The sequence below is a fragment of the Chryseobacterium cheonjiense genome, assembly GCF_012927265.1.
Taxonomy (GTDB): domain Bacteria; phylum Bacteroidota; class Bacteroidia; order Flavobacteriales; family Weeksellaceae; genus Chryseobacterium; species Chryseobacterium cheonjiense.
In genome coordinates this window covers 614258-626514 of sequence record NZ_JABBGF010000001.1, presented here as the reverse complement: position 1 = coordinate 626514, position 12257 = coordinate 614258, and the positions used below count along the sequence as shown (strand labels likewise).

The 12257-nt window shown below is 37.5% G+C and carries 15 protein-coding genes and 1 tRNA gene; 11 read left to right on the top strand and 5 right to left on the bottom strand.

Annotated features, from left to right (window positions below; genetic code table 11):
- Positions 1 to 51: 51 nt before the first annotated feature.
- Positions 52 to 531 carry a hypothetical protein gene (locus tag HHL20_RS03025; RefSeq protein WP_169229709.1) on the bottom strand — a complete coding sequence of 160 codons (480 nt, stop codon included), beginning with the start codon at positions 529 to 531 and terminating at the stop codon, positions 52 to 54.
- 230 nt (positions 532 to 761) lie between these two features.
- On the opposite strand from HHL20_RS03025, the gene HHL20_RS03020 reads away from it, so the two are divergent.
- Positions 762 to 1505 carry an ABC transporter substrate-binding protein gene (locus HHL20_RS03020; RefSeq protein WP_169229708.1) on the top strand — a complete coding sequence of 248 codons (744 nt, stop codon included), beginning with the start codon at positions 762 to 764 and terminating at the stop codon, positions 1503 to 1505.
- A gap of 305 nt (positions 1506 to 1810) precedes the next feature.
- On the opposite strand, the gene HHL20_RS03015 is transcribed toward HHL20_RS03020, so the two are convergent.
- Both HHL20_RS03015 and HHL20_RS03010 read right to left on the bottom strand, forming a co-directional pair.
- Positions 1811 to 2260 carry a GAF domain-containing protein gene (locus tag HHL20_RS03015; protein ID WP_169229707.1) on the bottom strand — a complete coding sequence of 150 codons (450 nt, stop codon included), beginning with the start codon at positions 2258 to 2260 and terminating at the stop codon, positions 1811 to 1813.
- A gap of 11 nt (positions 2261 to 2271) precedes the next feature.
- Positions 2272 to 3699 (bottom strand): TonB-dependent receptor, encoded by a 1428-nt coding sequence (locus HHL20_RS03010; protein ID WP_169229706.1) that lies wholly within the window; start codon positions 3697 to 3699, stop codon positions 2272 to 2274.
- A 53-nt stretch (positions 3700 to 3752) separates the two neighbouring features.
- Here HHL20_RS03010 and HHL20_RS03005 point away from each other — a divergent pair, with 53 nt between their 5' ends.
- Complete coding sequence (locus tag HHL20_RS03005) at positions 3753 to 4520, top strand: MBL fold metallo-hydrolase (RefSeq protein ID WP_169229705.1); 768 nt, start codon at positions 3753 to 3755, stop codon at positions 4518 to 4520.
- A gap of 78 nt (positions 4521 to 4598) precedes the next feature.
- Positions 4599 to 4678: transfer RNA gene (locus HHL20_RS03000), tRNA-Leu, on the top strand.
- Positions 4679 to 4839: 161 nt separating this feature from the next.
- On the opposite strand, the gene HHL20_RS02995 is transcribed toward HHL20_RS03000, so the two are convergent.
- A complete protein-coding gene (locus HHL20_RS02995; RefSeq protein WP_169229704.1) occupies positions 4840 to 5763 on the bottom strand; it encodes a helix-turn-helix domain-containing protein in 924 nt (307 codons plus the stop codon).
- 55 nt (positions 5764 to 5818) lie between these two features.
- Positions 5819 to 6595 carry an SDR family NAD(P)-dependent oxidoreductase gene (locus tag HHL20_RS02990; RefSeq protein ID WP_169229703.1) on the bottom strand — a complete coding sequence of 259 codons (777 nt, stop codon included), beginning with the start codon at positions 6593 to 6595 and terminating at the stop codon, positions 5819 to 5821.
- 353 nt (positions 6596 to 6948) lie between these two features.
- On the opposite strand from HHL20_RS02990, the gene HHL20_RS02985 reads away from it, so the two are divergent.
- The 8 genes from HHL20_RS02985 to HHL20_RS02950 all read left to right on the top strand — a co-directional run bounded on the left by HHL20_RS02985 (position 6949) and on the right by HHL20_RS02950 (position 11991).
- Positions 6949 to 7326: a YidH family protein gene (locus tag HHL20_RS02985; RefSeq protein WP_169229702.1), complete on the top strand. Its 378-nt coding sequence runs from the start codon at positions 6949 to 6951 to the stop codon at positions 7324 to 7326.
- A 59-nt stretch (positions 7327 to 7385) separates the two neighbouring features.
- A complete protein-coding gene (locus HHL20_RS02980) occupies positions 7386 to 8279 on the top strand; it encodes a cation diffusion facilitator family transporter (protein ID WP_169229701.1) in 894 nt (297 codons plus the stop codon).
- A gap of 212 nt (positions 8280 to 8491) precedes the next feature.
- Positions 8492 to 9082, top strand: a complete 591-nt coding sequence (locus tag HHL20_RS02975; RefSeq protein WP_169229700.1) for a TetR/AcrR family transcriptional regulator — start codon at positions 8492 to 8494, stop codon at positions 9080 to 9082.
- A 70-nt stretch (positions 9083 to 9152) separates the two neighbouring features.
- Positions 9153 to 9611, top strand: a complete 459-nt coding sequence (locus HHL20_RS02970) for a hypothetical protein (RefSeq protein WP_169229699.1) — start codon at positions 9153 to 9155, stop codon at positions 9609 to 9611.
- 1 nt (position 9612) lies between these two features.
- Complete coding sequence (locus tag HHL20_RS02965; RefSeq protein WP_169229698.1) at positions 9613 to 9915, top strand: DUF3817 domain-containing protein; 303 nt, start codon at positions 9613 to 9615, stop codon at positions 9913 to 9915.
- Complete coding sequence (locus HHL20_RS02960) at positions 9912 to 10280, top strand: rhodanese-like domain-containing protein (RefSeq protein WP_169229697.1); 369 nt, start codon at positions 9912 to 9914, stop codon at positions 10278 to 10280. The genes HHL20_RS02965 and HHL20_RS02960 overlap by 4 nt, the downstream gene beginning before the upstream one ends.
- A 418-nt stretch (positions 10281 to 10698) precedes the next feature.
- Positions 10699 to 11241, top strand: coding sequence for a peptidoglycan-binding protein LysM (locus tag HHL20_RS02955; protein WP_169229696.1), 543 nt, complete (start codon positions 10699 to 10701; stop codon positions 11239 to 11241).
- Between the two features lie 207 nt (positions 11242 to 11448).
- Positions 11449 to 11991: a peptidoglycan-binding protein LysM gene (locus HHL20_RS02950; protein WP_169229695.1), complete on the top strand. Its 543-nt coding sequence runs from the start codon at positions 11449 to 11451 to the stop codon at positions 11989 to 11991.
- The last annotated feature ends 266 nt before the right edge of the window (positions 11992 to 12257 follow it).

Here is a 12257-nt window from a genome sequence, read left to right as displayed (position 1 = left end):
AGTGACTGCTCCTAAGTTTTAACTTTTGGAGCAGTCTAATAAAAATTTCTTTTACAACAGGGTATGTGACATATCCGGTAACTGTACATACTGTGAAGTTTCAGTTGCCGTAGATTGAATGATTACATTAGGGTTAAAATGATACTGATTAAAAATCTCCATCGATGGAATCCATCTCAATGTATTTCCTTCTCTAAAGTAAATCCTTCCATTATTGGGATTTTGAAGCAACCCATTATCAATATAAATTGGAGAACCAATTTCTGTCTGAGTACTTACTGATAAAGAGCTAATTGAGCCAAAATCGTATCTAAAACTCTTATCAATAAACAACCCGTCCCAAGTGGCCTGATTATCAATATGTCTCCACTTACCCATAAATTTCACATAATATAGAACGCTTACTAAACCATTAGGATTTTGATCTGTCACTTTAGCGAAATCTCCATTGTAGGCAATGTATGGAGAGGGAGGAGCACCTTTTGATATTACTTTTGGAGTAACATTATCAACGGTCTGTTGATTATCCATTAAATCATCGTTGTTTGAGCAAGAAACCACCAACATAAATAAAACAGGCAGTATTAAAATTTTTCTCATAAAAAATTATTTTATTTCACTATACAAAGATATGTTTTAAATAAAAAAAGACTGTAATTTAAAATGAATTAATTATTAAAATTTGTTATTATCATTGATATATTCTAGTATTGTCCTTTTTTAAAACTTTTGTAATTTTAGGCAACCTCTAAAATATCGTTATGAAAGTTGTTTCTCTTGTCCCTTCCATTACCGAGGCTCTCTTTGATCTGGGTTTAACTGAAAATGAAGTCATCGGCAGAACAAAATTCTGTATTCACCCTTCTGAAAAAGTAAAAAATGTATCTGTTATAGGCGGTACAAAGAATATCAACATTGATAAAATAAAAGCTTTACAGCCTGATCTGATTTTGGCCAACAAGGAAGAAAATGTAAAAGAGCAGGTTGAAACGTTAATGGACGACTTTAAGGTAATTGTTACGAATGTTGAAAATATAGAGGACAATTATTATTTGCTGAAAACGTTAGGCAAGCTGTTTAATAAAAAGGAAAAAGCGCAATGTTTTAACCTCAAAATTTATGAAATTCTGAATGAAACAAAAATTCAGTCTTCTGTAAAAGCAGCTTATCTTATCTGGAAAAACCCTTATATGACGATAGGATCAGATACTTTTATTCATAAAATCATGGATGAGATCGGTTTTGAAAATATTTTTAAAGATCGGAAACGCTATCCTGAAATTACAGTTGAAGATTTAAGCGATGTCGAAGTCATCATGCTTTCTTCAGAGCCTTTTCCTTTTAAAGAGAAACATATTGAAGAACTGAAAGCTTTTTATCCTGATAAGAAAATAATGATTGTTGATGGTGAAGCTTTTTCCTGGTACGGAACGCATATTGCAAAATGTGAAAATTACTTTAAAGAACTGATTACTGAAGTAGAAGCAATTAAATGTAATCGGTAAAATTGCAGCTGTTTCTTTATTTCCCACAGATTTCACGAATTACACAAATATAAGGGCAGCTTAACTTATTTTTATAATCGATAATGCTTTATAAATAGTATTTACACGGATTTACTGATTTACACGGATTGTCTTAGACGTATGATTTGTGTTGTTTTTTTAGCTCCCGCGGATTCAGTGATTACGCAGATAATAATATTAATATAGAAATTAGTCAGGTAAAAATTCGAAAGAAAAAAAGAACGAAAACTAAGAAACTCCGACCCTTCGGGCCGGAGTCAATATTTTAAACAAACTAAATTTGATTACAAAATCTTGGAAACTTCATTACAAAGCCATTCCAACAATTCTCTGTCTTCCGCTGTGAAAGGATCAACGGTATGAGAATCGATATCAATTTGACCGATGTTTTTTCCGTCTTTGAAAATAGGAACTACAATTTCCGCTTTTGTATCGATGGAACAGCTTAGGTAATTGCTTTCCTCATTCACATCAGGAACTACAAAAGTTTCATTGGAAACAGCTACCTGGCCGCAAATCCCCTTTCCGTAAGGGATAATAGTATGATCGGTAGGAGCTCCTACGTAAGGACCTAATTTCAATTCATCTTTATCTCCGTTTTTAAAGTAAAAACCAGTCCAGTTGAAATAAGAAATTTCCTGATCTAAAAGATGACAAACTTTTTCAAGCTTTTCTTCCGTATTATGTTTTGGACTTTCCAGAATGGATAAAAGTCTTTTTTTTAATTCTGACATTTTTATATTGTTTAAGAGAATTGTTTTAGCGAAAATTCTTCTTTATATCCGAACATTCCGCGTTCTTTAATCATTTCTGCGACTCCCTCGGGAACCTGTGTTTCCCAGCCTTTGATATTGCATGCGATCTTTTTCAGAATATCTCTTGAATAGATCTCCAGATATTCCGGATTGTAGCTGGTTATATCTACGATACGTTCGTTATGTTTGAAGTATTTATATAGTTCTTTCAGGTTTTCCTCTACTTTCAGGGTGGAAGAATCCAGCAGTTCATGTGTCTCTGGATCTTTATAAGGATAAAGATATACCCTCATTCCGTTTCTGAAGAACTTTCCGAAAGCTTCCAGTATTCCTCCGGAGAGATTTTTATAATACCTTTCATCAAAGACCATCAGAAGGTTATTTACTCCCATGGCAACACCTATGTTCCCGCTTGTATAGGAAGCAAAATAATCGATAAGACGGTAATATTCAGAGTAATTGGAAACGATAACAGTATATCCGAGTTTACCCAGAATATCTACCCGGTCAAGAAAGTCTCGTTCGTCAATATCGCCGTCTGCACGAAGGTTTGAAATGGTAATTTCGATAAGAACTTCCGTTTCGTCGGGTGTGCATATGGCATCTGTAAGAAACATATCCAGTCCGTTTTTCAGCATATCAATATTTACCTTCGTTACGGGTCTGAAGCTTCCTCTTACGGCAAAAATATTTTTCTTATATAAAATATCAGCAGGAAGCATATTGTTTCCTTCGGAATTGAAGATCACCGCATCCGTCATTCCATTTTTTACCAGCTGTAATGACATCAGCCTGTTATCGACATAGGTAAAGGCTGGTCCGCTGAAGTCGATCATATCGATTTCAAGGTTGTCTTTGGCTACATCGTCGTATAGAGATTCAATTAAATTTCTCGGATTGTCGTAATAATGGAATGCCCCGAAAATAAGGTTTACCCCAAGATTCCCCAGCGTTTCCTGCTGTAATGTGGCATCATTTTCTTTAAATTTTACATGAATAACAATTTCATTGTAATCTTCATTTTCCTTCACCTGAAAACGGATACCTACCCAACCGTGGCCTTTAACCGTTTTGTCAAAATTAATGGTTGTAACGGTATTTGCATATGAAAAGAACTTCCTGTTCGGGTTATTTTCCCTGGAAATCCGTTCTTCAATCAATGCTACTTCGTAGCGAAGCATTTTTCGAAGCCTGTTTTGGGTTACGTATCGGTTTTTAACCTCTTTTCCGTAGATTGCATCACTAAAATCTTTGTCGTAAGCCGACATTGCCTTAGCGATTGTACCTGAAGCTCCCCCTGCTCTAAAAAAGTGCCGAACAGTCTCCTGCCCTGCTCCAATTTCCGCGAAAGTACCATAAATAGTAGGATCTAGATTAATTGTTAATGCTTTTTGTTTAGGAGTTAGTTTCTGATACATTAGGACATTAAATTTTTCGTAAATTTACCAAAATTAAAACAACCTCAAAAGAAATGAAGTTGAAATTTTTAGGAACGGGAACTTCCCAGGGTGTACCCGTGATTGGCTGCACCTGCGAGGTATGTACTTCGGAAAATCCAAAAGACAGCCGACTCAGATCTTCTGTCATGGTCACCACGGATGAAAATAAAAAAATACTGATCGACTGCGGTCCCGATTTCAGGCAGCAAATGCTTTCCCAGCATGAGAATACGGTTGATATTGCATTGCTTACGCATGAGCATAATGATCATGTAATCGGGCTTGATGATATGCGTCCATTAATTTTTAAAAGCGGAAAAGATATGCCGCTGTACTGCTATCCAAGAGTGGGAAATGAAGTAAAAAAACGTTTTCCTTACGCATTTGCCGATGAAAAATATCCGGGCGCTCCGGCTTTTGAATTACATGAAATTGAGAACAAGCCTTTTACTGTATTGGATACTGAAATTACCCCGGTTGAAGTGATTCATTATAAGATTACTGTTTTCGGTTATAAATTTAAAAATCTTGCTTACATTACGGATGCCGGCTTTATTTCTGACACGGAAAAAGAAAAATTAAAAAATCTTGATATACTTATTTTGAACTGCATCAGAAAATTTGACCCGCATCCTGCGCATTTTATTCTTCCCGATGTAATCAGGATTTTCGAAGAACTGAAGCCCAAACAATTATTCCTGACACACATCAGCCATCATCTGGGTCTGCATGATGTTGAAGACAAACAGCTTCCGCCCGGAATGCACCTTGCCTACGATGGTCTGGAGATAAATTTTTAATTTTTTTCCTGATTTTTTTTCGGTATTAAGAAAAAGTTTCTATATTTGCACACCGATTCAAAACAAGGTAACACACTTGCCCAGGTGGCGGAATTGGTAGACGCGCTGGTCTCAAACACCAGTTCTTAGGAGTACCGGTTCGATCCCGGTCCTGGGTACAAAAAAACCTCTGAAATCATTTGATTTTCAGAGGTTTTTTATTTTAAAGGGAGTCTGAACAAGTAAAGTACTCATTCCTTAAAATTAAAGGTTGGGTAAAGCAGATAGCGTTGATAGGTTCCTGAATAAATACAAAAATTAAGCACGCATACTCAACACATTAAGAAATCGTATTTTTCCGGAATTCTATTGGAGAAAGACCGGTTTGTGATCTGAACATTTTGCTGAATGACTGCGGATGTTCAAATCCAAGTTCATATGCTATTTCGCTTATTGTCAGATTGGTGGAAGCCAATCTTTCTTTTGCTTTTTCAGTAAGCTTTTCGCGAATATATTGCTGTGTATTCTTCCCGATCACTGAGCGTAAAACATCACTAAGATAACCCGGCGAGATGCCCAACTGATCAGAAAGAAACTGTACGGTAGGAAGTCCCAGTTCTAAAGAATTCTGATCATTAAGATAATTATCAAGAATCGTTTCTAATTTATGGAGTATATCATTGTTCATTACTTTTCGCGTTATGAACTGCCGTTTGTAGAACCGATTGACATAGCTCAACAGCAATTCAAGATGCGCAATTACCACTTCCTGGCTGAATTCATCTACTCTGCTTCCAAGTTCCTGCTCCATCATTTTGTAAACGGAAAGAATGATCTCTTTCTCCGGATCGGATAAATGCAGTGCCTCGTTCCATGAATATGAAAAATAAGCGTACTGTTTGATCTTTTTGGACAAAGGGTAACCCAACAGAAAATCAGGATGAATAAGCAAAATATAGCAGTATGTCTCGCTGTTATAGTCGGTGCTGCCAACTAATTGATTGGGCGCAAGAAACAGCATGCTGGCTTCATTATAATCATAATAACTCCGTCCGTACTTCAGTCTTCCCTTATTTCTTGTGATGAAAGTGATTTTATAAAAACTTAGGATATCGTAGATAGGCGCCATGTCCGTATTGAAAGGATTGTCTTGATTGAAATGTACGAGACTGATAAGCGGATGCTGCGGCGCAGGCAACCCGAAAGCTCTATGACTTTCCGATATGGATATAAAACGCACTATTTTATCCTCTTTATTTTTCATGACTTAAATGTATAAAAAAACCCATGATCAAAGATTACAGGTTTCAGTTTAAAATTTACCAGGGAAGAACATGATCCTTTCCGCTAAAATCGGCCGGGCCTGTAAAACTTCCATTCGGGAGATCTTCTGCCAGTGCTACACGGATCGGTTCTTTTGAGCCTTCTTCCACAGAATCTGTTCCCTGAAAATTATTAAGTGCTGTTGCGGTAAATCCTGGACTTACCAGATGTACTTTAATATTGGTTTTTTCCAGATCTATGGCCAATGAAAGAAAAATTCCGTTGAGTGCTGTTTTAGAAGCACCATACACCGCATCAAAATTTTCCCGGTATGGATTTTCCGGATTGGCATTGATTCCAAGAGAGCCCAATGCACTGGAAACCGTTACAATGCGTGCGCCCCGCGCTTTATGAAGCAGCGGTAAAAAGGCCTGTGTTAATGCAAGTGTTCCGAAAACATTCGTTTCCCAGACTGATTTCAGTTCGCTGATGGATGCAATGCTTGCACGCTGTGAACCCAGAACTTCTTCCATAGTTCGGCCTTCTTTACCAACATGGGAGATCCCTGCATTATTGACTAACAGCGTCAGGTAATTATATTCATTTTCAATGGTTTCCACTGCCCTTCTGATCGACTCTGTGTCCGTAATATCCAGCTGGATAGCTTTTGCTTTTTCGCCTAATTCAGCTGCTGCAACTTCTCCTTTTTTTACATCACGAGACCCTAAATACACAATATAAGCGTTTTCTGTAAGGGCTTTTGCAATCTGAAAACCAACGCCCGTATTGGCACCCGATACCAGCGCTATTTTAGTTTCATTTCTATTTACCATTTTCAAATTATTTTAAATTTACATTACAAAGATGCATCCATAAAAAACAATTGATGTATCCCAATTGATGAAATATGAAGCCAGATTGAGGGTTTTGTCGCGTGAAGCACGACTTATGTTACGATCATTACTACTTGTAAACTTCGGATGAGGTCAATTTGCAGTAGATCGTTTTATCTGCCAAAGCGAGCAAGACGCTTCTCCCAACGGAGAGAGTCGCTGAAATGCCAGAAATATTAGTGCTAAATGACTATATGAGCAGGGCTTAGGATATTAAGAAAAGAAATTATCCGTATTAGCTTTTAATGGATTACCGTTTGCATTGGTTTTTAAGAATATCATACAACAGCGTTATGAATGACGATAAAAACAAGACCGGCGACTACCTCGCCAATGAAAGGACCTTCCTGGCCTGGCTCAGGACCTCGGTAGCACTAATGGGTTTCGGGCTGATTCTCGTGAAGTTTTCCGTATTCCTTAAACAAATCACCCTACTGGACTCGAATCGCGTGATTATCCATACTCAAAAGGACTATTCCGGACTGACCGGCATGGTTCTGGTTGCCGCGGGTATGGCAACACTGTTCCTCTCCTACCTCAACTACCGGAGCACTCACAGGAAGATCAAAGAGAACATTTTTATCGGAAATAATACGCTGATATTGACCGTGACAGTCCTGATCATGTCTGTCAGCATTTTTCTGATCGGCTATCTTTTCACCAGTCTATAGATCAATGTTTAAGTGTATTCATTATATAATTTTTCACTTTATGCTAAATTTTATACAAAATGGCCAATAACCGCAAGTCTATCTACAGTGCACTCGCTGCCAACCTGCTGATCGCCTTGACAAAGTTTATAGCAGGAGCATTTACCAACAGCTCCTCGATGATTTCAGAAGGAATACACTCCACCGTTGATACCACCAATCAGCTGTTGCTGCTCTATGGATTAAAGAGAAGCCAAAAAGCGCCGGATGAGTCTCATCCTTTAGGATACGGAAAAGAGCTCTACTTCTGGTGTTTTGTGGTCTCAATCCTGATATTCGGGCTGGGCGGAGGACTGTCTGTCTACCAAGGAATATTACATATCAGGGAACCTGAACTCGTGACAAATATTTTCTGGAACTATGTCGTTCTTATCCTTTCTCTTGTGTTTGAGGGTACGTCGCTGCTGATTTCCTCAAAGGAGTTCAACAAGACCCGTAATGGTAAGAGATGGTGGGACTCCATCGTCAAAAGCAAAGATCCTGCAAGCTTTCTGGTCGTCTTTGAAGACGGCGCAGCCGTAGCGGGTCTGGTGGTGGTTATGATCTTAATGGGAATCGGCTATTATTTCCATATCCCTGAACTGGATGGTGTCGCCTCCGTTATTGTGGGATTGATTCTGGTGTTTGTCTCGCTGATTCTTGCAAGGGAAAGCAGAAGCCTGCTGATGGGAGAAGGCATCGCACCCGAAACAAGGGAAAAGATTATAAAGCTTAGCGAACAGGATGCCGCTGTGGTGAAAACACGGAACATTTTATCCACCTACCAGTCTCCCGAAGAAGTGGTTCTGATGCTCATCATCGACTTTAAGGACCATCTTGATACGGAAGAGATTACACAAGCCATACAGCGCATCCGCGAGACGGTAAAACGTGAGTTTCCACTCGTTCGTTTTGTCATCATCCAACCTGAATAACTGCATATTATAAATGAACTGCTGAGAATTTTCGACCGGAAAAATTTAAAAATTTAAAAGATTTAAAAAATAAAAATGTTATTATTATGAATTGTAATCTTAATAATTTTAACACGTTAAATATTTAGAAAATTATTAAAAACAAGTTGGGGAATCGCTGTATTCTACGAAATATAATTTGTTACTTTGCAAACGTGCCAGGATACTTTTAAATGAAAAAATCACAGGAAACACGGCTTCATATTCTTCAAACAGCTTTTGGCCTCATCTACAATAATGGTTACCAGACTACCAGTGTGGATGAGATCATTGCAAAAACTAACGTTACAAAAGGAGCATTCTATTATCATTTCAAGACTAAGGATGAGATGGGCCTTGCCATTCTGAACGAACTGTTAAAACCTATTTTTTCAACCAACTTTATCGAACCCTTAAAACGTGCAGATGACGCATTGGAAACTATTTATAACCTAATCTATCATCTTTTGATTAATGATCCTTTGATGACATTAGAAAGCGGATGTCCTGCATCCAACCTGACTCAGGAAATGGCACCCTGGAACAGGGATTTTACAATGACTTTGAACGAACTCTCGCAAAACTGGGAACAGGCCATGATCCAAGCCATCAAAAACAGCCAGGAGAAAGGACTCATTAATACCAATGCTGATCCGAAAGAGATTACTGTTTTTGTATTGTCAGGCTATTGGGGCATTAGAAACCTGGGAAAGCTGGAAACGTCCAAGTCGTTGTATCTGGTTTTCCTTAAGGGACTTAAATCATATCTTAACAGTCAGAGATAATTTTTTTACTCAAAAACATACCAGTTAGTATGTTTTTTATTTACCTTTGTCTCATTATTAAAATATAATAATGTATCAGACACTGATTTTTTTACATTCTATTACGCGTTGGTTAGTTCTTGTAAGCATAACCTTCTCTATCTTCAGATCATGCAAGGGCTATTTTAATAATCAGAAGTTTTCAGGAAATGACAATACGTTACGACATTGGACTGCCACGATTGCCCATTTCCAGTTGATTCTTGGTATTATCCTGTATTCCCAAAGTCCATTGGTAACCTATTTCTGGAAAAATTTCAGAGTAGCTAAAGAATCACTCGATCTTCTTTTTTTTGGATTGATTCATATGATTTTAATGCTCTTTTCCATTACCTTAATCACCGTTGGATCTGCGCTTGCAAAAAGAAAAGTTTCTGATAAAGAAAAGTTTAGAACCATACTCCTCTATTATGGTATCGCTCTGGTAATTATATTTATTGCCATTCCCTGGCCATTTTCGCCTTTAGCTAATAGACCTTATTTAAGATAATATGATACATTTATTAAAAACTAAAATCGGAAGATTAAGATTGATCGCCATTCTTGAAGGTATCTCTTTATTGGTGCTTGTGTTTATAGCAGTACCTTTAAAATATGGATTGGGTAATCCGGCCATGGTAAAAACAATGGGGCCTATTCACGGTTCTTTATTTTTGCTGTTTCTGTTCAGTACGCTGAGTGTAGGTGTCGAACAAAACTGGAAATTTAAACAAACAACCTGGATCGTACTGCTCGCCTGCATGATACCGTTTGGCACATTTTATATTGACCGGAAAATATTAAGCAGGCTATGAAGAGCGTTTTATTAGGCTGCGTAATCATTATTGCCTTATATATTGCCTACAGAATTTATAAATTCCAAACGCTGGACAACGGACTTGACCGGCTGGTGGAAAAAGGAGCTGTAATCCTCGATGTAAGAACTGAACGAGAATATAGAACAGGACACATAAAAGGTTCAAAAAACATTTCTCTGGGTACGATCCGGGATCGATATATTGAGCTGGATCCTGCTAAAACTTATATTACGGTCTGTTCACATGGATTAAGAAGTGTAAAGGCAGAGCAGATTTTAAAAGAAAGAGGCTTTAAGCATGTGTACAACGGAGGAGCCTGGATCGATCTGCAACATGATCTTAATCTCACCATGACCCAGTAATTATTTTTGTAATCACTTATACTTAGTTACCCGTCAGCATTTTACCGTAAAACCCTCTACGGTTGTTGCAAAATCAAGAATCATATAGGAATTAATATATTGGTAGCTTAACGATTCCTGTTCATAAACTACACCGGTCAGGTGTAGGATACATCGTTGCTGCTGAATGAGAAAATAATTGTTCTTAATTCAGAAAATCGACATTTGTTTATCATTTTAGGGTGAAATATCACGGCAAGAATTACCTGAATGAAGAGAAAAATACTTATAAAAACCAGATTTACAGCATTTTAATTTATATAAAATAACTCTTGGTAATATCAAATAATGTTACTAGATTTGATTTTAATGATATTTGTCAGTATAATTTATTTGAATGGCATCATTTTAATTACAGTTCCTTTAAATTTATTCTATCATGAAAAAACAAATCTTTATCGCTGCACTGTCTTTGGGAGCAATCGCTTTAGGAACCAACCAGGTTCTGGCACAAAATTCTGAACAGGCAACTACATCAGTAAATATTATTTTAGCAGATGTTATTGCATTGGATGCAGGCACTGTTGCGTCAGGAGGCACTATAGATTTTAATTATGGGAGTACGAAAGATTATAATTCATCAAAAAATGTGACGGTTCCCAACAGTTTGGTCATCATTTCCTCCAAAAATTTTGATGTCAAAGTAAAATCTGAAGGCGCAAACTTTGTAAGTGGCGCGAACGTAATTCCGGTAGATATATTACAGGTAAAAGCAGTACCGGGCGGAAGTTTAGTGGGAACCCTGAATGAGGTTACCTTATCTACAAATGATCAGGTACTGGTAAGTAATGCAGCTTCAGGCGCTAAACAATCTTTAAATATTGCTTACTCTATTCCGGCGGAAAAAGCATCGAAGGTGCTTCTGGGGAAACCTGCCGGAACATATACGCAAACAGTTATTTATACCGCGACCGCTTTATAATTATATCAAACAACGATTTGAGGAAAGCCCTCAACACTTAAAAGTGTTGAGGGCTTTCTTATTTAAACGAATAAACGAAAATACTTGTGGCGATTTCACTACATCAACTTCCATGTTCCACTACAAAGAAAAGTTTATTGCCGATGTACATTTGTAATGTTCAAAAGAGAACAATTAAACAAGAATAAAAAATAAAATAATATCATTATGAAAAAGCAAATCGCTATCGCAGCATTAACTATCGGAGCATTCGTACTAGGAACAAACACTATCCAGGCTCAGAATACTACGGCAACTACAACCGTAAATATTACCCTGAATGATGTGATCTCTATCGACGCAGGAAGTACGGCAATCGGCAATACAGTTGACTTTAACTATGCTACTGCAGCAGATTACAACTCTGATCAGACGGTTACTAAAGCCAACTCTTTAAAAGTGACTTCAACAAAGAATTTTAATGTAAAAGTAAAAGCAGGAGGTGCGAATTTCATGAATGGAACCAGCACAATCCCTGTAAATGTTCTGACAATTAAAGCGGCGGCGGCCGGAACCATGGGCGGTACGAAAAACGCGGTTGTGTTATCGGCAGCTGATCAGACTTTAGTAGCAAATGCTCCGCTGGGAAGCGCATTGACACTGAATCTGGACTACACGATTCCAGCGGCAAAATCATCTTCTTCTGATATTTTAGGAAAACCAGCAGGAACGTATACACAAACAGTAACGTATACTGCGACTGCTTTATAAATTGCTGAATTTTTTCTGCAAATCCAGATTCAGGATGCTAGCAAAATTATTTCCTGACTGAAAAGTTAATTTTATCATATTAATATTTTGTGATTTGGTGTTCAAAGGCTTCCTACGGGAGGTCTTTGATTTTTGTATGTCTTAATTGATATAGAGAAATGTGCCTTAAAAAGAATTATCATTTAATGACGATTTATATTTTTAAACGAATAAACGAAATATCTGTGGCGATTTCACTACATCAACTTCCATGTTCCACTACAGAG